Genomic DNA, 18,769 nt, shown 5'->3' on the forward strand with positions numbered 1-18,769 from the left:
CAGAAGACGGTCCGGACAGCCGCCGGGCACTCCACCCACCGGCGCCGTACCTCCGTCTCGATCGCGCCGGTGCTGAAACCCCTGACCTGAGGGCCCCTCACGTCAGGTACGACGGAGGAATTTCACCCACCTGGGCTAATCACTCCCGACACCCGTTCGCCGTCACACACCGTGTGCGAACGGGGGCCCAGCGTGCAAAAGGAGTCGAGCGTACTCCTGCCCCCAGGGGCATTTCAGGTGCTTGCGGAATATGACATCGCGATGATCCGGTCGGACTAAGCTCGCCCGCAGCGCACCGAGTTGAGGCGTATTCGTGCGCTTGTTCCCCAACATGCCGAAGATCCGTCGATGCCGGATTCCGTTCCGGTGTGGGCCCCCTCTGCCCGGCAGGCACCTGTGCCGAGCAGCCTCCCGATCCAGCCGATTCGTCTCAGAGGGCATACATGGTGAGTGTTCCATCGCCTCCCGGCGGCCGCGAACTTCCCTACGCACCCGTGCTGTTGGTGCCCGCCATACTGATGGCCGCGGCCACCGGGACCGTCGTCGCACTGGTGACGGCTCCGGCCAGGTCCGCCGTCGGCTGGTTCGGTGCCGCGGCCACGGTTCTGGTGAGCGTCGTCGCGGTCCTGGCGGCACGCAGGGACCGCGCCCTGCGTGCGCTGCGCGCCGACTTCGTCCAGCGGACCGCGTATCTCGAACAGCGCGTCGCCTCCCAGGACGACGACCTTGAGTTCTTCCGTACCGAGATCGTGCCCAGGGCGCTCGACACGGTCCGGGGCGGCATCTCCCCCGCGGAGGTGATCCGCACGGTCGTCGACGAGAACCCCCACTTCCGCGGACTGCCGGAGCCGCAGCGGCAGTTGCTGCGCACCGTGCTCCAGATCGTCGACCGAGAGATCGCGCGGCGCGACTCCGCGCTGCGCGCCTTCGTCAACATCGCCCGCCGTGTCCAGGCCCTCGTCCACCAGCAGGCCAAGGAACTCAGAGAGATGGAGGAGGACCACGGCCGAAACCCCGAGGTCTTCGACGACCTGCTGCGCATCGACCACGGCACCGCGCTGATCGGCCGCCTCGCCGACTCCATCGCCGTCATCGGCGGCGGCCGGCCAGGCCGCCAGTGGCCGCAGCCCGTACCGCTCTACAGCGTGCTGCGCGGCGCGATGTCCCGCATCCTGGAGTACACCCGCATCGAGCTGCACTCCATCGCAAAGGTCAACATCAAGGGCACCTCCGTCGAGCCGATCATCCACGCCGCGGCCGAACTCCTCGACAACGCCACCCGCTACTCCCCGCCCCAGACCAAGGTGCACATCACCGCCACCGAGGTGCAGTCGGGGATCGCCGTCGAGATCGAGGACGGAGGGATCAGCCTCAGCGAGGAGAACCGCGCCAAGGTCGAGCGGATGCTCGCCGAGGCCCAGGCCGGGGTGGACGTCCAGGAGATCGGCGAGGCGCCGCGCCTCGGCATCGCCGTCGTCGGGCGCCTGTCGACGATGTTCAACATGCATGTCTCGCTGCGGCAGTCGGCCTACGGCGGCGTCCGCGCCATCCTCGTCATCCCGAACGACATGCTCACCACCGACCCCGCCCCCGGGTTCGCGCACGGCATCGGCGCCACCTCCGTGCCGACCCTGGACAACGACGGGGTCGAGGGGCCCGAGCGCACGAGCAAGAGGCGCCGTCCCACCACCGGGCCGCGCATCCCCGAGCAGTTCACCATGGAGGACGACATCCCCGTGGTGACCGAGTGGACCGCGAACGGTCTGCCGCAGCGCCGCAGCCGGGTGAAGACCCCGCTCAGTCAGCGCATGGCCGAGGCGGCCGCGGCCGAGGCCGCAGCCCAGGCCGTCGAGGCCGCGACGCACACCCCCTGGAACCCCGAGCCCGAACCGGAGAAGGAGGAGCCCGCGCCCGGACTGTGGGTGGAGGCGTTCATGAACGGGCTCAAGAAGGCCCCCGACCCGAACGCCTTCTCCGCCGGGCCCCCGGCCGACGACCCGCACGTATTCATCAGCCACGACGAGCCGGCGCCTGCCCAGGCCGACGACGAGGGGGACCACAAGTGATCCAGCAGCGAGGCAATTTCGACTGGTTGCTGAAGGAACTCGCCGACGGTGTACCGGGCGTCCACCAGGTCGTGGTGCTCTCCGCCGACGGTCTGCGCATCGCCCGCTACGGCGGCGACCCGGACGCGGCCGACCGCGTCGCCGCGGCCTGCGCCGGACTGCAGAGCCTGGCCGGAGCGGTCGCGGCCGAGATCCCGGACAGCGACGGCCGGATGCGCATGGTCATCATCGAGATCGACGGCGGCTACTTCTACATGATGGCGGCCGGACCCAACGCCTACCTCGCGGTCCTCGCCGACACGGTCGCGGAGGCCGGCCTGATGAGCAACCGCATGCGCGATCTCGTCCTGCGTATCGGCTCCCATCTGACCAGTCCGCCACGGCGCAACGGGCAGACCGTATGACTCCTTCGCGACGCCGCCGGCGTCAGCCCAGGCAGCAGCCCCCGCCGGAGCTCGTCGCGGCAGGCGGCCCGAAGGGGGGCGAACCGTACGGGGGCGAGCACCGGGAGGGTGAGCGCAAGCAGGGTGAACAGAAGCACCCCGAGCGGTTGTACATCCTCACCGGAGCGGCAGCCGGGGGCGAGCGCGCCCCGATCGACCTCGTCACCCTCATCGTGACCGGCGCCGACCCGCCGCCCACCGCCACGCCCGAGCAGTCGGCGCTGCTGCGGCTGTGCCGGGCCCCTCTGTCCGTGGCCGAGATCTCGGCCTATCTCAGCCTGCCGTTCAGTGTGGTGACGGTCCTGCTGACCGATCTGCTGGCGGCCGAACTGGTCCAGGCACGCGCCCCGATCGTCCGTCAGGCGGTGCCCGACCGATCCCTCCTCGAAGCGGTGATGCATGGACTTCAAAAGCTCTGACACCGTCCCCGGTCCACGGGCCGAGGACCACCTGCCGCACACCACACAGGCCGCGGTGAAGATCGTGATCGTGGGCGGCTTCGGGGTCGGCAAGACCACCATGGTCGGTTCCGTCAGCGAGATCAGGCCGCTGACGACCGAGGAGACCATGACCCAGGCGGGCATCGGGGTCGACGACAACTTCGGCTCCGACACCAAGACGGCCACCACCGTGGCCATGGACTTCGGCCGGATCGGCATCACCGAGCAACTGGTGCTGTATCTGTTCGGCACCCCGGGCCAGGAGCGATTCTGGTTTCTGTGGAACGGCCTCTTCGAGGGCGCGCTCGGTGCGGTCGTGCTGCTCGACACCCGCCGGCTCGAGGTCAGCTTCGACGTCATCGGCCGTCTGGAGGAGCGCGGCGTGCCGTTCGTGGTCGCGGTCAACTCCTTCCCGGACGCGCCCCGTTACCCCATCGAGGAACTGCGCGGGGCGCTCGACCTGCCCAAGGAGATCCCGATCACGGAGTGCGACGCACGGCGCCGGGCCTCCAGCCGCGAGGTCCTGATGACGCTGATGCGCTTCCTGCACTCCTTGGCGCTGACCCGCGCGCCTGCCTGACCGGGGCACGTCTGCGCCGTACCCGTCCCTGACTCGTGCTCGGTTCCGGACGTTCCGGCCCCCACCCCCGACGTCCGTTCTCCGTTCCGCATTTTTCGACGTGCGTTCCCCCTTCCCACGCCTCGTGCCCCCCGACGCTCCGGAGCGACCATCGTGACGCCTGAATCCCACTCCCGCACCGACCGGGACCCCGCCGCCGACGCCCCAGTGCCGCCGCCCGGCTGTCCGGTCCACTCCCTCGGACCCGGCGGAGCGCGCCGGCTGTACGGGCCCGAGGCGGAGGACCTGGGAGCCCTGTACGAGAAACTCCGTGCCGAGCACGGCGCCGTGGCCCCGGTGCTGATCCACGACGACGTGCCGATGTGGGTGGTGCTCGGTCACAGCGAGAACCTGCACATGGTGCGCTCTCCCTCGCAGTTCACCCGGGACAGCCGTACCTGGGAGCTGCTGAGGTCCGGCCGGGTCAAGCCCGACCACCCGCTCACCCCGCACTTCGCCTGGCAGCCGATCTGCTCCTACGCCGAGGGCGACGAGCACCTGCGGCTGCGCGGCGCGGTCACCGGCGCGATGTCGACCATCGACTACCGGGGACTGCGCCGGTACATCAACCGGGCGACGCAGAGCCTCGTGAACCGGTTCTGCGAGGAGGGCCGGGCCGACCTGGTCGGCCAGTTCGCCGACCATCTGCCGATGGCGGTGATGTGCGAGGTCCTCGGCATGGCCGACGAGTACAACGACCGGATCGTGCACGCCGCGCGCGACATGCTCAAGGGCACCGAGACCGCGATCGCCAGCAACCAGTACATCGTGGACGCCCTGACCCGGCTCACCGCCCGCCGCCGTACCCAGCCCGAGGAGGACTTCACCACCCACCTCGTCAACCACCCGGCACGGCTGACCGACGACGAGATCCGGGAGCATCTGCGGCTGGTCCTGATCGCCGCCTACGAGGCGACGGCCAACCTCATCGCCAACGTGCTGCGCGTGATCCTCACCGACCCGCGCTTCAGGGCCCAGCTCAACGGCGGGCAGATGACGGTGCCGGAGGCGGTCGAGCAGTCCCTGTGGGACGAGCCGCCGTTCAGCGGCATCCTCGGCTACTTCGCCAAGCAGGACACCGAGCTGGGCGGCCAGCGCATCCGCAAGGGGGACGGGCTGCTCTTCGGTATCGCGCCGGGCAACCTCGACCCGCGCGTAAGGCCCGACCTGTCCGCCAGCATGCAGGGCAACCGCTCCCACCTCGCCTTCGGCGGCGGCCCGCACGAATGCCCGGGCCAGGACATCGGCCGCGCCATCGCCGACACCGGCATCGACGCGCTGCTGATGCGGCTGCCGGACATCCGGCTGGACTGCCCGGAGGAGGAGTTGCGATGGACGGCGTCCATCGCGTCCCGGCATCTGGTGGAGCTGCCGGTGCGGTTCGAGTCGAGGCCGCCGCAGGACGTGACACAACGGCCGGCCCTGCGCCCGCTGCCCGCCCAGCGCCCCGGCTGGCTGATCACGACCGACGGGCCGAAGACCACCGAACTGGCGGCGGGCTGGCCGCTGCCGCCGGAATCGGCCGCGCGCTCGACTCCGACGGAGTCGGCCGCACATCCGCGGCGGGACGCGGAACCGCCGCGCCGTCCCGGCTTGTGGCAGCGGGTGCTGCGCTGGTGGCGCGGGGACTGAACCGCTACCGGGCCCAGTCCTCGTACGCCGACCAGGCTTCGAGCACCCGCCCGCTGACGAAACGGTGGGCGTGCCCCGTGACCGGATCGGTGAACTCCAGGACCCGCGCCAGCAGTTGGAGCGGGCGCCGGAAGTCACCGGCCGGCCGCGGGCCGGTCACCACCGGGTAGAGCGGATCGCCGAGGATCGGCAGCCCCGACGCGGCCATGTGCACCCGGAGCTGATGGGTCTGCCCGGTGGCGGGGAGCAGCCGGTAGCGTCCGCGGCCCGCCCGGTGGTCCAGCAGCTCGATCCGGCTGACGGCGTTGGGCTCGCCGGGCACCTCGCGGGCCGCGAGGACCCCGCGCTCCTTCACGATCCGGCTGCGTACCGTGCGCGGCAGGGGCACCGCAGGGTCGTACGGGGCGATGGCCTCGTACTCCTTGGTGACCTGTCGGTCGCGGAACAGCGACTGGTAGGCGCCGCGGTCCTCGGGGCGCACGGTGAACAACACCAGGCCCGCGGTGAGCAGGTCCAGCCGGTGCGCGGCGCCCAGCGCCGGAATGCCGAGGTCGCGCCGGAGCCGGGCGAGGGCGGTCTCGGTGACATGACTGCCGCGCGGGGTGGTGGCGAGGAAGTGCGGTTTGTCGGCGACGACGATGTGCTCGTCGCGGTACACCACCTCGACGGGGTACGGCACCCGTACCTCGGCGGGCAGATCACGGTGGAACCACACATACATACCGGGCACATAGGCCGTGTCGCGTGCGACGGCCCGCCCGTCCGCCCCGACGATCAGCCCCGCGTCGAACATTTCGTCGATGACCCCGTCCCCGGCCGCGAGCCGTGCGACGAGGTGGTCCCGCACGGTGGCCCACTCCTGCCCGAACGGCAGGCGCACCCGCACCGGATCGACCCCGTCGCGCTGGGGGAGGGGAGGGGGCGGGATCCGGGTCTTGCGTCGCATCACGGCCAAGCGTACGAGGTGCCGAGGCGGCCCCGGGCACGCGGCGGAGCGGGGCCGGCGCGGCTGTCGGCGGACCCGGTGCCAAAAGGGGCGAAATCCCCTGGGCCCCGCCCCGACCCGCTGACAGGATGGCGCGCATGCCTTACCTCGTCGGCGACGTCCTGCCTCCCGGAACCCTTGCCCGCACCCCCCAGCCCACCCTCACCGGCGACGGCCTGGTCCTGCGGCCCTGGTCGGCCGCGGACGCGCCGTCGGCGTACCAGGCGTTCCAGGACCCGGCCATGCGCCGGTGGCATCTGTCCGCCGCCGACTCCGAGGACGAGGTCACCGGCTGGATCGACGAGTGGGTGCGGTCCTGGGAGGGGGAGCGCAACGCCCAGTGGGCGGTGGCGGACGCCGGCACCGATCGACTGCTCGGCCGTGCGGCGCTGCGCAACATGGAGCTGGCGGACGGTGTGGCCGAGGTCGCGTACTGGACGGTCCCGGCCGCCCGCGGCCGGGGTGTGGCCTCGCGTGCGGTGACCGTGCCCACCGGCTGGGCCTTCGACGTCATCGGATTCCACCGCCTCGAACTGACGCATGCAACGAGGCGTCCTGCCGGGTCGCGACGAGGACGGGCTTCGCCCTCGAGGGCACCAAGCGCAGTGCCCTGCTCCATCCGGACGGCTGGCACGACCTGCACCTGCACGCCCGGGTCCGGGGCGACGCGGCCCCGGAGGGCCAGGAAAGGCAGGAGGCCAAGGAGGCCGCCTTCGTGAGGGCCGCCGCCCGGCAGGGGAGCCGGGCGGCGGCCCGTTTTCGGCATGCCGGCATGCCGGGACGCGGCGCCGTGCCCACCCGCGGGCCCAGGTGCCCCCTTGCGCCGACCCTCCGTTCGCGATATGTCGTGTGTATTGCGCCGAGCGATGAGTCGCGATATGTTCGGCCACGGATATTCGGAGGCGAGGTGACACCCCTATGGCGACAAAGCGCCGGAAGCTCAGCAATCCGCTCGCGCTCGCGGTCATGGTGCTGCTCATCGAGCGGCCGATGCACCCGTACGAGATCGCTCAGACCCTGCGCCGCCGCGGCAAGGACACCAGTCTGAAGATCAACTACGGCTCGCTGTACACCGTCGTCCAGAACCTGCAGAAGCACGGTTTCGTCGAGGTCGCCGAGGTGCAGCGCCAGGGCAACCGCCCCGAACGCACGCTTTACGGCATCACGGACGCCGGCCGGGTAGAGGCCACCGAGTGGCTGTCGGACCTGCTGGCCGTCCCGGTGGCGGAGTTCCCCGTCTTCGAGGCGGCACTGTCGCTGATGGGCGTGCTCCACCCCGAGGAGGTGGCCCGTCTGCTCGCGGAGCGGCTGGGCGGCCTGGATGTGCGGGCGGCGGCCCTGCGGGGCGTGCTGGACAAGCTCCACGAGACCCTGCCCCGGCTCTTTCTGATCGAGAGCGAGTACGAGCTCCACATGGTCGAGGCGGAGGCCGCATGGGTACGCGGCCTCCTCGCGGAGCTCCAGTCCGGCACGTTTCCCGGCGTAGGGGAGTGGCGGACCTTTCACGAGACGGGAGAGATCCCGGAGGCGTACCGGAAGGCGGAGGGCGGCGACGTGAACGGACCGTAGCCGCCGTAGCGGCAAAGACCCCGGCCGGGCTGTTGCAGCAGCCCGGCCGGGGTCTCGAACCCCGAGCTGAATCCGCCGTGAGGCACATCCAGGCGATCGAGGTGCGGCACACCCAGGATAGCCCGGCGCTCCTCACGCGGATCAGTCGTCCTTCCGCGCACAGCGGATCCCGACCACCCCGCTCATGCAGCTCATGAGGAGAACAGCCGTCATGAACACCCGTGCGCCCGCAGTGCAGGCGCGTCAGCTCGTCAAGACCTATCCCGGTGACGTCACCGCGTTGAACGGCCTGGACGTCACCGTCGAACCCGGTACCGTCTTCGGGCTCCTCGGCCCGAACGGCGCCGGCAAGTCCACCACCGTCAAGATCCTCACCACCCTGGCCCGCCCCGACTCGGGCTCGGCCACCGTCGCCGGGCACGACGTCCTGCGCCACCCGGACCGGGTCCGCAGGACGATCGGGGTGGTGGCGCAGAACTCGGGAGCCGACCCTGTCGCCACGGGCCGCGAGAACCTCGAACTCCAGGGTCGCCTCTACGGGGTGAGGGGTCGCCGGCTCACCGCGCGCGTGGACGAACTCCTGGAGCGCTTCACCCTCACCGAGGCCGCCCGGCGTCAGGTCAAGGGGTACTCCGGCGGTATGCGACGCCGCCTCGACGTCGCTCTCGGGCTCGTCCACCGCCCCGATGTGCTCTTCCTCGATGAACCCACCACCGGTCTCGATCCGGAGGCGCGCACTGCGATGTGGGACGAGATCGCCCGGCTCGCCGGTGACGAGGGACTGACCATCCTGCTCACCACGCACTATCTGGAGGAGGCCGACCGGCTCGCCGACCGCATCGCGATCGTCGACCGCGGCCGGGTCGTGGTCGAGGGCACTCCCGACGCGCTCAAGGGCGAACTGCGCGGCGACGCCGTCCATGTGGAGCTGCGCGAGACGCTCGAAGACGGCGCACGGGCAGCGCTGCGGGGCGCCCTAGGGGCGCTCCCGGGCGTGCACGAGGTCCTGTTCGACGGGCGCCGTGTCAGCGTCCGCGCCGACGACGGAGCGGCCGCCGTGCCCGCGCTGCTCGGCGCGCTGGAGCGGGCCGGGTCGGGTGTGGCCTCCGTGACCGTCGCCCGCCCCTCGCTCGACGACGTCTATCTCCGGTACGCGGGCCGCCGTTACTCCGAGGCGGCGTCCCTCGGCGCCGACGCCCTCGTCCTCGCGGGAGGTGCCCGATGAGTGCCTCGCTCTCCGAGACCTGGTACATGACCAGGCGTCAGCTGATGGTCTTCGCCCGGCAGCCCGCGTACGCGGTCATCACCCTGATCCAGCCGGTGATCTGGCTGTTCCTCTTCGGCGGCCTGTTCAAGAAGGTCGTCGAACTCGGCGGCTTCGGCACCACCTCGTATCTGGACTACCTCGTCCCGGGCGTGGTGGTGATGAGTGCCCTCAGCTCCAACATGTGGGCGGGCATGGGGACCCTGGAGGAGATCCAGCGGGGCACGCTCAACCGCTTTCTGACCACGCCGGTCAGCCGGGCCGCGCTGATGAACGGCAACGTCGTCAACAACGGTCTGATCACGGCCCTGCAGTCGGTCGTCATCGTGCTGCTCGGTCTGCTGGGCGGCGCCGACTACCCGGGCGGCATCGGCGGTGTCGCCGTGCTCGTCGTCGCCTCGGTGCTGCTCGGCACCGTCTTCGGGGCGCTGTCCAACGCGCTGGGCATGCTGGTGCGGGAGAGGGAGTCGATCATCGGGATCAACACCTTCCTGCTGCTCCCGCTGACCTTCCTGTCCTCCGCCTTCATGGCGCCCTCGCAGATGCCCTCGTGGATCCGCCACGTCGCCGACTTCAACCCGCTCGACTGGGCGATGGTCGCGGGCCGTTCGGCGATGTCCGCGCACCCCGACTGGGGCGATGCGCTCGGCCGCGGCGGGGCGCTGCTGGGGCTCGCGATCGCCGCGGTGTGGTTGTCGATCGGCACGTTCCGGTCCTACCAGCGGTCGGTCTGATCCCCCGGCCGGTCTGATCCGCGTACGCGAAGGGGCGGCACCGCGCAGGTGCCGCCCCTGTGCGTCTTCCCGGTTCTTCCCGGTTCTTCCGTCTTCTTCCGCGGTCCTCACGCGGCGGACGCGCTCTCCTGCTCTGCCTCGATGCGGGCGTTCCAGTCCCGCTTGGACGCCTGCCAGCCGTCCTCGTTGTGGCCGAGGCGCCAGTAGCCGGAGATGGAGAGGTCCTCGCGCGGGATCTGGTGCTCGACGCGCAGCAGCCGGCGCAGCTCCTTCACCCAGCCGGCCTCGCCGTGGACGAACGCGTGCGGCCGGCCCTCGGGGAACCGAAGCGCCCGCACCGCCTCGACCAGGGCCTCGCCGACCGGGCGGTCGCCGCGGTGCAGCCAGACGACCTCCACATCGGAGTCGATCTTCTGCTCCTCCTCGCGGCCCGCGACCTCCACGAAGGCGTATGCCTCGGCGCCGTCGGGCAGTGCCTCCAGGGCGGCCGCGATCGCCGGCAGTGCGCTCTCGTCCCCGGCGAGCAGATGCCAGTCGGCGCTCGCGTCCGGGGCGTAGGCGCCGCCGGGACCCATGAACCGCACGGTCTCGCCCGGCTGAGCGCGCAGCGCCCAGGGGCCGGCCAGGCCCTCGTCGCCGTGGATGACGAAGTCCAGGGTCAGTTCACGGTGCTCGGGGTCCCAGCCGCGCACCGTGTACGTCCGCGTCACCGGCCACTGCTCACGCGGGAACTCCTCGCGGATGCGCTGCATGTCGAAGGGCTCGGGATAGGTGACGCCCTCGGCCGGGAAGAGCAGCTTCACATAGTGGTCCGTGCAACTGCCCGCGGCGAACTCGGCGAGCCCCTCGCCGCCCAGCACCACCCGCTGCATGTGCGGAGTCAGCCGCTCCGTGCGGACGACCTGCGCCGCGTGGGCCTTGCGTGCTCTGCCTGCCGGGCGCTCTGCCATGACGGCCTCCCCAATCATTGCTTAGGGTTACCTAAGTTAGCATCTCATACCCGTCAACACCTCTTTCAGGGAAGGGCGGCCGGCATGTTTCGGGGAAGTGCGTCGGGCGCGCCGCTGCGGAGCCGGCACTCAGGTGCCGAGCGTGGTGAGCAGGCGCTGCAGTGAGCTGCCCAGGCCCCAGCGGGCCGCCAGTCCGTCCAGGGCCGCAGGGTGGCGCGGCGCGTGCGGCAGGGCCGTGCCGACCTCCGGCAGGGGGACGTCGCCGGCGACCCGTACGACCTGCGGCGCGACCGCCACGTACGGCCGTGCCTCGTCGAGCCGCTTGCGCTGGGCCGCGGTGAGTGCGGACTTCGGGTCGTCCACCGCGGCCATGATCCCCGCGAGGTCCCCGAACTGCGCGAGCAGTTTGGCGGCGGTCTTCTCGCCGATGCCCGGCACCCCCGGCAGCCCGTCGCTCGGGTCGCCGCGCAACAGCGCCAGATCCGCGTAACCGGGGCCGTCGACGCCGTACTTCTCGCGCAGGACCGCCTCGTCCGTGAGCTGGAGCGTGCCGACGCCCTTGAGCGGATACAGCACGCGCACCCCGCGCGCGTCGTCGACCAGCTGGTACAGATCGCGGTCGCCGGTCACGATGTCGACCGGGCCCTTCGCGCGGGCCGTGAACGTGCCGATCACGTCGTCCGCCTCGTACCCCGCCACGCCGACGCGCGCGATGCCCAGCGCGTCCAGTACCTCCTCGATGACCGGCACCTGGGGGGAGAGCGTGTCCGGCACCTCCTCCTCGTCCGGGCCCGCCGCGTGCTCCTCGGCCACCCGGTGTGCCTTGTAGGACGGGATCAGCTCGACCCGCCACTGCGGGCGCCAGTCCGCGTCCATGCAGGCGACCAGCTCGTCCGGGCGGTGGTCCCGGACCAGGCGGTCGATGAAGTCGAGCAGCCCGCGCACGGCGTTCACCGGTGCGCCGTCCGGGGCCTTCACGGACTCCGGGACGCCGAAGTAGGCGCGGAAGTAGAGCGAGGCGGTGTCGAGGAGCATCAGGCGTCGGGTCACCTTCCGCATCATGCCGTACGGCACCGACAGCGACCCGAAGGCTCCCGGGGGGCTGTCCGGGGCCGGCCGGTCCTCGGCGGTGGACCCGGCTTCCGCACAGGCGTACGGTCCGATCCGTACGGACGTACGAGTGGGATCCGGACAACCCGATCGGCTCCCGGGGGCCGCCGCACCGTCTCCCGGCCGCCCCGGGGGTGCCGTCCGCCGCACCGGCAACCCCGGTCCCGCCCGTGCTGCTCGGGCCCCCCGGACGACCCCGGGACCCCCGACCGGCGGGATGCTCCGCTCCGGCCTCCGGAACCCGGCCGACCGCCCTGCTCCGGACCTCGGCGGAGCCCTGGCGGAGGTGCTGGCAGCACCTCTGATCAGCGCTTTCGTTCAGTACGTGGACGGCGTGCGCGGGGCGGCGGAATGGCTCGTCCGGTGGCGCGAACCGGGACCCTCACCACTCTTGTATGTGACACCGATGTGACGGGCGCATGAAACGGTTTGCCGAACATGCGTAGGGTGCAGACAACTCAACAGAAGCAGTGCAGCGATGCATCATCGGGCCCGGCGGCGTGTCTGCCGTGCAGGGCGGTCGGACCGACGAGCCAGGGAGGGAGCCGGAGCGATGGGCGACCACAAAGAACAGCCCCTTCGGGTGGGCGCTGCCGTCCGACGGCGGCGCCGGGCGCTGGAGCTCACCCTCGCCGTCGTGGCCCGGCGCAGCGGCCTGTCCGTCCCCTTCCTGAGCCAGGTCGAGAACGAGCGGGCGCGCCCCAGCCGTCCCTCCCTGGAGCGGATCGCCGACGCGCTCGGCACCACCGCCGTCGAACTGCTCGCGGCGGCCGACCCGGCGTGCAGCGTGGACGTCCTGCGCGCCGTCGACGAGGCCGTCGAGCCCGGCCGGGCGCTGGTGCGCCCGCTGGTGCGCGGACACCATCAGCTGCATGCGATGGAGTTCATCGGGGACCATGACGAGGGCCGTGAATTCCAGCACCGCAACGACGAGTTGATGTACGTCGTCGAGGGCGCCGTCGAGGTGGAGGCGGAGGGCCGGGCGCACCGCCTCGGGCGCGGCGACACCCTGTATCTGAGCGGGGGAGTGCGCCACCGCTGGCGGGCGACCGTGCCGGACACCCGGGTGATCGTCGTCGCGGTCTCCGACCATGTCGAGGCGGTCGAGGACCCCGCCCGCCGACGCCGCTGACCCCGCCGGGTCCCCGTCACCGCCCGCCGGGTCCGAGGAGGCCTCGATGCGTGTCGTCTCGCTCGTCCCGTCGCTGACCGAGGCCGTGGCCGCCTCCGTGCCCGGCGCGCTGGTCGGCGCGACCGACTGGTGCAGCCACCCCCAGGACCTCGATGTCGTCCGGATCGGCGGCACCAAGAACCCCAAGGTCGAGCGGATCGTCCAGCTCGCCCCCGACCTGGTGCTCGCCAACGAGGAGGAGAACCGCGAGCCGGATCTCGCCGCCCTGCGCGCGGCGGGACTGACGGTCCTCGTCACCGAGGTGAGGGACGTGCCGGGGGCCTTCCGCGAACTGGAGCGGGTCGTGGCCGCGTGCGGGGCGCCCGCCCGGCCGCGCTGGCTGGAGGAGGCCCGCGCCGCCTGGGCGCGGCTGCCGGTGCCCGAGCGCCGTACGAGCGCCGTGGTGCCCGTCTGGCGGCGGCCCTGGATGGTGCTGGGCCGCGACACCTTCGCCGGGGACGTCCTGGCCCGGCTCGGCGTGGACAACGTGTACGCGGCGCACCCGGAGCGCTATCCGCGGATCCCCCTGGAGGAGCTGCACGCGGCGGCCCCTTCCGTCGTGGTGCTGCCCGACGAGCCCTACCGCTTCACGGCCGAGGACGGCCCGGAGGCGTTCCCGGGGACGCCGTGCGCACTGGTCGACGGACGTCACCTCACCTGGTACGGCCCCTCCCTGGCCGAGGCGCCGCGCGTCATCGCCGAGGCGCTGCGAGCAGCTCCCCGCTGACGACTCCCCGGCCCGTGCGGCAGGCGGCGACGGCCCAGGCGGCGACGAGCAGCACATACAGCCCGGTCGCGAGCGCGTCGAAGGCAGTGAGCCCGGTGCGCCGGGCCAGCGCCTCCGCGCCGGTGACACAGGTGCCGACCGGGAACGTGAACGCCCACCAGGTCATCGTGAACCCCATGCCCCGCCGCCGTGCGCGCACCGTCAGGGCGCCGGCGAGGGCCAGCCACAGCAGGGCGAAGCCCAGCACCGGAACGCCGTAGAGCAGGGCGAGGACGTCGAATCCGCGGGCGTACTGCGGCGCTACGACCCCCGCCGCGACGGCCGCGAACGCGCCGGTGGCGGTGACGGACTGGCCGAGCGGACCGAGGACCAGGAACAGGGCCGGCGTCTGCGCGAGCGGCAGCGGGCCCCTGATGATCAGCCGGGCGAGGATGAGCGGCAGCATCACGAGCGTGGCCAGGAGGCTCAGCCCGAACATCGCCACACAGCACAGCAGCAGCGTCTCCCGGCCCTGCCCGGCGGGCAGATGCGGGACCAGCAGCGGTCCCTGGGCCGCGGAGACCATGGGGGCGACCAGACACAGCAGCCACACCGGGCCGGCCTGGTCCGGTTCGATGCGATGCCGGGCGACCATCAGATACGGCACGGCCACGGCGACGGCCAGCCCGGCGGCGCTGCCGGCGGTGAACAGGACGGTGTCCAGGGCGACGGCGGGGCCGGGCCCGATCCAGTCCCGGCCCACCGTCATGGCACCGCCGCCCACGGCGAGCAGGGCCATGGCGAGGCAGCCGTAGAAGGGGGCCATGGCAGGGTCGCGGAGATGGGCGCGGGCCTGGTCGCGGTGGTGGATCCAGTGCAGGGCGCGGGCGCCGAGGAGGAGCACGAGCAGGGCCAGCGAGAGCGCCCAGACGGCCGCGCAGGCGGTCCGCAGCCCCGGCATCCGCGCGGCGTCGGGCAGCCCCGCACCGGCCGTCGCCACGATCGCCGTGCCCATGACGGAGGCGTACCAGTTCGGGCCGAGGTGGCGGACGGCTGTGGCGCGACGCCGGGGGGCGCAGGGAAGGACCAGGGGCTGGGCTGCGGTGACCATGACTGCACCATCTCCCAGGACCGCCCCGCCGACCAGGGACTATGCCTCTATGAGGGCATAAGCTGGTCTTATGAGCATGGCGGACGACGAGGGGATCCCGGTGGCCGGTCTGGCCCGCCGGGTGCCGGACCTGGGGGCTTTGGAGCTGCTGCTCGCCGTCGCCCGGCTGGGCAGTCTGGGGCGTGCGGCGCGGGAGCTGGGGATCACCCAGCCCGCGGCCAGCAGCCGGATCCGGTCGATGGAGCGGCAGCTCGGCGTGGCGCTGGTGGACCGCTCGCCGCGCGGCTCACGGCTGACCGACGCGGGGGCGCTGGTCACCGACTGGGCGCAGCGGATCGTGGAGGCGGCGGAGGCGTTCGACGCGGGGGCACAGGCGCTGCGGGGCCGCCGGGACTCGCGGCTGCGGGTGGCCGCGAGCATGACGATCGCGGAGTATCTGCTGCCCGGCTGGCTGGTCGCGCTACGGGCCCAACGCCCGGACACGGCGGTGTCGTTGCTGGCCGGGAACTCGGCGGCGGTCGCCGGACGTCTGCTCGCGGACGAGGCGGACCTGGGTTTCGTGGAGGGCCTCACCGTGCCGACGGGTCTGGACGCCGCCGTCGTCGCCCACGACCGCCTCATCGTGGTGACGGCCCCGGGGCACCCCTGGGCGCGCCGTCGTGCGCCCCTGTCCGCCGGGGAACTGGCCTCGACCCCGCTGATCCTCCGGGAGGAGGGCTCGGGCACCCGGCAGGTCCTCCAGACGGCCCTGGGGGGCCTGGCGCGCCCCCTGCTCGAACTGTCCTCGACGACGGCGGTCAAGGCCTCCGCGGTCAGCGGGGCGGGTCCGGCGGTGCTGAGCGAACTCGCCGTCGGGGAGGAACTCTCGGCCCGCCGCCTCGTGAGCGTCCCCGTGGAGGGCGTACGACTGGACCGGGCGCTGCGGGCCGTGTGGCGCACGGGCCACCGGCCGACGGGCCCGGGGCGGGACCTGCTGGGACTGACGCGCGGGTAGCGGGCGCCGCCGCGGTCAGGGGGTCGACGCGGCCCGCACCAGTGCCTTCATCACCCGTACGTCCTCGCCCATCTCCGGATGCCACTGGACGCCCAGCACCCAGTCGCCCCCGGGCCGTTCCACCGCCTCGACCGTGCCGTCCTCGGCGTGGGCCGAAACCACCAGCCCCGCCCCGAGCCGGTCCACCGCCTGATGGTGGTGCGTCGGCACGGACACCGGCTCCGGCGCCGCCTCCGCGTACCGGGTGCCCGGCACCGGCTTGACCGTGTGCTGTCCGAACACCCCCACCTGTGCGGAGGCGTGCCCGTCGAGGTGCTGCACGAGCGTGCCGCCCAGGGCGACGTTCAACAGCTGCATCCCGCGGCAGATGCCGAGCAGGGGAGTGCCGGCGGCCAACGCCGCCTCGATCAGGGCGAGTTCCCAGGCGTCCCGCTCGGGCGCCGGCCCACCGGTCCGGGGGGAGCGCTCGGCACCGTAGCGGGACGGGTCGACGTCCGGGCCGCCCGCGATCACCACACCGTCCAGCCGGGCCACCGTCGCCGCCGCGTGCGCCGGATCGTCCGGCGGCAGCATCGCGGCCAGTCCGCCGGCCCGCTGCACCAGCAGCGGATAGCCCGCGGGCAGCAGCGCCGCGTCCAGCTCCCACCGGCCCCAGCGGGTGCGGGCCTCCAGATAGGTGCTGACACCGATCAGTGGTCGTGCGGTCACATCGGCCTCCCCTGGCTCCAATGGAGTGAACTCATACCTTTACCCGGCACTGGGATGTGTGTCCCGCACGAGGTGTGTTCACGCCAGGAACCCCCGCAGCAGCGCCGCCGTCCCGGCGCAGTGCTCCCGCATCATCTCCCGCGCTCCGTCCGCGTCCCCGTCGAGCACCGCCTCCACCAGCGCCTCGTGCTGGCGCTGCGAGTGCTCCAGGTTCCGCACCAGCAGCGGGATGCAGTCCAGCAGGTCGTTGACCGTCGCGCGGACGGCCGCGTACTGCGCCGTCAGCGACGGCGAGCCGCACAGCTCGGCCAGGGTCAGATGCAGCAGGGTGTCCCGCCGCCGGTACTCGGCGAGCGGGGCGTCCTGGGTGCGCGCCAGCGCCTCCCGCAGCCGCGCCTCCTGTTCCCGGGTGAGGCCGTGGGCCGCGCACAGGCCCGCCGCCCCCACCTCCAGCACCTCGCGGAACCGCAGCACGTCCTCGATGTCGCTGCCCGCGACCCGCCGGCGTAGCTCGTCCCCGCCGCCCGCGTCGGCCCGGGGCCGCACGAACGTGCCGCCGTAGCGCCCGCGCCGCGACTCCACCAGGCCCTGGTCCTGGAGCACCTTCAGCACCTCGCGCAGCGTCACCCGGCTGATCCCCAGCCGCTCCGCCAACTCCCGCTCCGCGGGCAGCCGTTCGCCTCCGGGTACCAGTCCGAGGCGGACGATCTGGAGGATCTGCTCCAGCGCCTCCTCGAAGCCGTTGCCCGCCCGCACGGGCCGCAGCACCGGGGTCAGCCGGTCCCGCGGGCCGCCGCCGGACTCCGCCTGCGACATCGGGCCGCGCCCCCTTCCCAAGAAATGGTTCTCGGAAATACCTTATGACTCTCGGCGGACCGAAGGAGACCTTCCGTGGCAGACCGCACACCCCCGCTCGGCGTCGAGGAACTCCATGCCCTCGTCGCGGGCGGCGAGATCGACACCGTCGTCCTCGCCTTCCCCGACATGCAAGGGCGTCTCCAGGGCAAACGGTTCGCCGCCCGCTTCTTCCTCGACGAGGTGCTGGAGCACGGCACGGAGGGCTGCAACTACCTCCTCGCCGTCGACACCGAGATGAACACGGTCGACGGCTACGAGATGTCCTCCTGGGACCGCGGCTACGGCGACTTCGCCCTCCACCCGGACCTCGGCACCCTGCGCCGGGTGCCCTGGCACGAGGGCACGGCCCTGGTCGTCGCCGACCTCGCCTGGAGCGACGGATCCCCCGTGGCCGCCGCGCCCCGTCGGATCCTGCGGCACCAGCTGGAGCGCCTCGCCGCCCTGGGACTCACCGCCCAGGTGGGCACCGAGCTGGAGTTCATCGTCTTCAAGGACACCTACGAGCAGGCCTGGGACGCGAACTACCGGGCCCTGACCCCGGCCAACCAGTACAACATCGACTACTCCGTGCTCGGCACCGGTCGCATCGAGCCCCTGCTGCGCCGTATCCGCAACGAGATGGCGGCCGCCGGCCTCGTCGTCGAGTCCGCCAAGGGCGAGTGCAACCCCGGCCAGCACGAGATCGCGTTCCGGTACGACGAGGCCCTGGTCACCTGCGACCAGCACGCCCTCTACAAGACCGGTGCCAAGGAGATCGCGGCCCAGGAGGGCGTCTCGCTCACCTTCATGGCGAAGTACAACGAGCGGGAGGGCAACTCCTGCCACATCCACCTCTCCCTCACGGACGAGGACGGGCGTACCGTCATGCCCGGCGCGCCCGACGACCCCGGCGGGATGTCGCAGGTGATGCGGCACTTCCTCGCGGGACAGCTCGCCGCCCTGCGCGAGTTCACGCTCCTGTACGCGCCGGGCATCAACTCCTACAAGCGTTACCAGCCCGGCTCCTTCGCCCCGACCGCGGTCGCCTGGGGGCACGACAACCGCACCTGCGCCCTCCGCGTGGTCGGGCACGGCCGTTCGCTGCGCTTCGAGAACCGGGTGCCCGGCGGCGACGTCAACCCGCACCTCGCGGTCGCCGGCATGGTCGCGGCCGGCCTGTACGGCATCGAGCAGCAGCTGGAGCTCCCCGACCCCTGCCCCGGCAACGCCTACAGCGCCGAGTACGAGCACATCCCCACCACGCTGCGCGAGGCCGCCGAACTCTGGGAGAACAGCGCCGTCGCCAAGGCCGCCTTCGGCGACGAGGTGGTCGCGCACTACCTCAACATGGCCCGCGTCGAGCTGGCCGCCTTCGACGCCGCGGTGACCGACTGGGAGCTGCGCCGCTCCTTCGAACGCATGTGAGAGGT

The 18,769-nt window shown here is 72.3% G+C and carries 18 protein-coding genes and 1 pseudogene; 13 read left to right on the forward strand and 6 right to left on the reverse strand.

Features of this window, described 5'->3' with window-relative positions; translation table 11 throughout:
• Positions 1–443: 443 nt before the first annotated feature.
• The 5 genes from AB0L95_RS30065 to AB0L95_RS30085 all read left to right on the forward strand — a co-directional run bounded on the left by AB0L95_RS30065 (position 444) and on the right by AB0L95_RS30085 (position 5,200).
• Positions 444–2,066 (forward strand): ATP-binding protein, encoded by a 1,623-nt coding sequence (locus AB0L95_RS30065; RefSeq protein WP_365166819.1) that lies wholly within the window; start codon positions 444–446, stop codon positions 2,064–2,066.
• Positions 2,063–2,470: a roadblock/LC7 domain-containing protein gene (locus tag AB0L95_RS30070; RefSeq protein ID WP_265559338.1), complete on the forward strand. Its 408-nt coding sequence runs from the start codon at positions 2,063–2,065 to the stop codon at positions 2,468–2,470. Before AB0L95_RS30065 ends, AB0L95_RS30070 begins: the two co-directional genes overlap by 4 nt.
• Complete coding sequence (locus AB0L95_RS30075) at positions 2,467–2,928, forward strand: DUF742 domain-containing protein (RefSeq protein WP_365166821.1); 462 nt, start codon at positions 2,467–2,469, stop codon at positions 2,926–2,928. Before AB0L95_RS30070 ends, AB0L95_RS30075 begins: the two co-directional genes overlap by 4 nt.
• The gene (locus tag AB0L95_RS30080) at positions 2,909–3,529 is read left to right on the forward strand and encodes an ATP/GTP-binding protein (RefSeq protein ID WP_365166823.1); all 621 of its coding nucleotides are present in this window, start codon (positions 2,909–2,911) and stop codon (positions 3,527–3,529) included. Before AB0L95_RS30075 ends, AB0L95_RS30080 begins: the two co-directional genes overlap by 20 nt.
• A 153-nt stretch (positions 3,530–3,682) precedes the next feature.
• Positions 3,683–5,200: a cytochrome P450 gene (locus AB0L95_RS30085; RefSeq protein WP_365166825.1), complete on the forward strand. Its 1,518-nt coding sequence runs from the start codon at positions 3,683–3,685 to the stop codon at positions 5,198–5,200.
• Between the two features lie 4 nt (positions 5,201–5,204).
• Here the strand turns inward: AB0L95_RS30085 and AB0L95_RS30090 are convergent, their stop codons facing one another.
• On the reverse strand, positions 5,205–6,146 hold the full coding sequence (locus tag AB0L95_RS30090; RefSeq protein ID WP_365166827.1) for an RluA family pseudouridine synthase: 942 nt from the start codon (positions 6,144–6,146) through the stop codon (positions 5,205–5,207).
• A 137-nt stretch (positions 6,147–6,283) separates the two neighbouring features.
• Here AB0L95_RS30090 and AB0L95_RS30095 point away from each other — a divergent pair.
• The 4 genes and pseudogenes from AB0L95_RS30095 to AB0L95_RS30110 form a co-directional block, all read left to right on the forward strand.
• A pseudogene (locus AB0L95_RS30095) lies at positions 6,284–6,852 on the forward strand (GNAT family N-acetyltransferase); the annotation flags it as partial.
• 251 nt (positions 6,853–7,103) lie between these two features.
• A complete protein-coding gene (locus AB0L95_RS30100; protein ID WP_365166829.1) occupies positions 7,104–7,754 on the forward strand; it encodes a PadR family transcriptional regulator in 651 nt (216 codons plus the stop codon).
• 211 nt (positions 7,755–7,965) lie between these two features.
• Positions 7,966–8,979, forward strand: a complete 1,014-nt coding sequence (locus AB0L95_RS30105) for an ATP-binding cassette domain-containing protein (protein WP_365166831.1) — start codon at positions 7,966–7,968, stop codon at positions 8,977–8,979.
• Positions 8,976–9,752 (forward strand): ABC transporter permease, encoded by a 777-nt coding sequence (locus AB0L95_RS30110; RefSeq protein ID WP_365166834.1) that lies wholly within the window; start codon positions 8,976–8,978, stop codon positions 9,750–9,752. The genes AB0L95_RS30105 and AB0L95_RS30110 overlap by 4 nt, the downstream gene beginning before the upstream one ends.
• Positions 9,753–9,859: 107 nt before the next feature.
• On the opposite strand, the gene AB0L95_RS30115 is transcribed toward AB0L95_RS30110, so the two are convergent.
• On the reverse strand, positions 9,860–10,702 hold the full coding sequence (locus tag AB0L95_RS30115) for a siderophore-interacting protein (RefSeq protein ID WP_365166837.1): 843 nt from the start codon (positions 10,700–10,702) through the stop codon (positions 9,860–9,862).
• Positions 10,703–10,831: 129 nt separating this feature from the next.
• On the reverse strand, positions 10,832–11,761 hold the full coding sequence (locus AB0L95_RS30120; protein WP_365166931.1) for a 5'-3' exonuclease: 930 nt from the start codon (positions 11,759–11,761) through the stop codon (positions 10,832–10,834).
• Positions 11,762–12,365: 604 nt separating this feature from the next.
• Here AB0L95_RS30120 and AB0L95_RS30125 point away from each other — a divergent pair.
• Positions 12,366–12,944 (forward strand): XRE family transcriptional regulator, encoded by a 579-nt coding sequence (locus tag AB0L95_RS30125; RefSeq protein ID WP_365166839.1) that lies wholly within the window; start codon positions 12,366–12,368, stop codon positions 12,942–12,944.
• A gap of 46 nt (positions 12,945–12,990) precedes the next feature.
• The gene (locus AB0L95_RS30130; protein WP_365166842.1) at positions 12,991–13,710 is read left to right on the forward strand and encodes a helical backbone metal receptor; all 720 of its coding nucleotides are present in this window, start codon (positions 12,991–12,993) and stop codon (positions 13,708–13,710) included.
• Here AB0L95_RS30130 and AB0L95_RS30135 read toward each other — a convergent pair.
• Positions 13,676–14,800, reverse strand: a complete 1,125-nt coding sequence (locus AB0L95_RS30135; protein WP_365166844.1) for a TDT family transporter — start codon at positions 14,798–14,800, stop codon at positions 13,676–13,678. The genes AB0L95_RS30130 and AB0L95_RS30135 overlap by 35 nt on opposite strands.
• Before the next feature lie 76 nt (positions 14,801–14,876).
• Between AB0L95_RS30135 and AB0L95_RS30140 the strand changes: the two genes are divergently transcribed.
• A complete protein-coding gene (locus AB0L95_RS30140; protein ID WP_365166933.1) occupies positions 14,877–15,794 on the forward strand; it encodes a LysR family transcriptional regulator in 918 nt (305 codons plus the stop codon).
• A 15-nt stretch (positions 15,795–15,809) separates the two neighbouring features.
• On the opposite strand, the gene AB0L95_RS30145 is transcribed toward AB0L95_RS30140, so the two are convergent.
• Together AB0L95_RS30145 and AB0L95_RS30150 are read right to left on the reverse strand one after the other, a co-directional pair.
• Positions 15,810–16,502, reverse strand: coding sequence for a gamma-glutamyl-gamma-aminobutyrate hydrolase family protein (locus AB0L95_RS30145; protein WP_365166847.1), 693 nt, complete (start codon positions 16,500–16,502; stop codon positions 15,810–15,812).
• Positions 16,503–16,580: 78 nt separating this feature from the next.
• A complete protein-coding gene (locus tag AB0L95_RS30150) occupies positions 16,581–17,318 on the reverse strand; it encodes an FCD domain-containing protein (protein WP_365166850.1) in 738 nt (245 codons plus the stop codon).
• A 75-nt stretch (positions 17,319–17,393) separates the two neighbouring features.
• On the opposite strand from AB0L95_RS30150, the gene AB0L95_RS30155 reads away from it, so the two are divergent.
• Entirely contained in the window at positions 17,394–18,764 is a 1,371-nt protein-coding gene (locus tag AB0L95_RS30155; protein WP_365166853.1) for a glutamine synthetase family protein, read from the forward strand.
• The last annotated feature ends 5 nt before the right edge of the window (positions 18,765–18,769 follow it).

This window comes from Streptomyces sp. NPDC052036 (assembly GCF_040680495.1).
Lineage (GTDB): Bacteria > Actinomycetota > Actinomycetes > Streptomycetales > Streptomycetaceae > Streptomyces.

Excerpts from the sequence above, each read along its gene's own strand:
- AB0L95_RS30065 (WP_365166819.1), top strand. The coding sequence starts at position 444 with ATGGTGAGTGTTCCATCGCCTCCCGGCGGCCGCGAACTTCCCTACGCA.
- AB0L95_RS30075 (WP_365166821.1), top strand. The coding sequence starts at position 2,467 with ATGACTCCTTCGCGACGCCGCCGGCGTCAGCCCAGGCAGCAGCCCCCG.
- AB0L95_RS30080 (WP_365166823.1), top strand. The coding sequence starts at position 2,909 with ATGGACTTCAAAAGCTCTGACACCGTCCCCGGTCCACGGGCCGAGGAC.
- AB0L95_RS30090 (WP_365166827.1), bottom strand. The coding sequence starts at position 6,146 with ATGCGACGCAAGACCCGGATCCCGCCCCCTCCCCTCCCCCAGCGCGAC.
- AB0L95_RS30100 (WP_365166829.1), top strand. The coding sequence starts at position 7,104 with ATGGCGACAAAGCGCCGGAAGCTCAGCAATCCGCTCGCGCTCGCGGTC.
- AB0L95_RS30105 (WP_365166831.1), top strand. The coding sequence starts at position 7,966 with ATGAACACCCGTGCGCCCGCAGTGCAGGCGCGTCAGCTCGTCAAGACC.
- AB0L95_RS30110 (WP_365166834.1), top strand. The coding sequence starts at position 8,976 with ATGAGTGCCTCGCTCTCCGAGACCTGGTACATGACCAGGCGTCAGCTG.
- AB0L95_RS30115 (WP_365166837.1), bottom strand. The coding sequence starts at position 10,702 with ATGGCAGAGCGCCCGGCAGGCAGAGCACGCAAGGCCCACGCGGCGCAG.
- AB0L95_RS30120 (WP_365166931.1), bottom strand. The coding sequence starts at position 11,761 with ATGCGGAAGGTGACCCGACGCCTGATGCTCCTCGACACCGCCTCGCTC.
- AB0L95_RS30125 (WP_365166839.1), top strand. The coding sequence starts at position 12,366 with ATGGGCGACCACAAAGAACAGCCCCTTCGGGTGGGCGCTGCCGTCCGA.
- AB0L95_RS30130 (WP_365166842.1), top strand. The coding sequence starts at position 12,991 with ATGCGTGTCGTCTCGCTCGTCCCGTCGCTGACCGAGGCCGTGGCCGCC.
- AB0L95_RS30135 (WP_365166844.1), bottom strand. The coding sequence starts at position 14,800 with ATGGTCACCGCAGCCCAGCCCCTGGTCCTTCCCTGCGCCCCCCGGCGT.
- AB0L95_RS30140 (WP_365166933.1), top strand. The coding sequence starts at position 14,877 with ATGGCGGACGACGAGGGGATCCCGGTGGCCGGTCTGGCCCGCCGGGTG.
- AB0L95_RS30150 (WP_365166850.1), bottom strand. The coding sequence starts at position 17,318 with ATGTCGCAGGCGGAGTCCGGCGGCGGCCCGCGGGACCGGCTGACCCCG.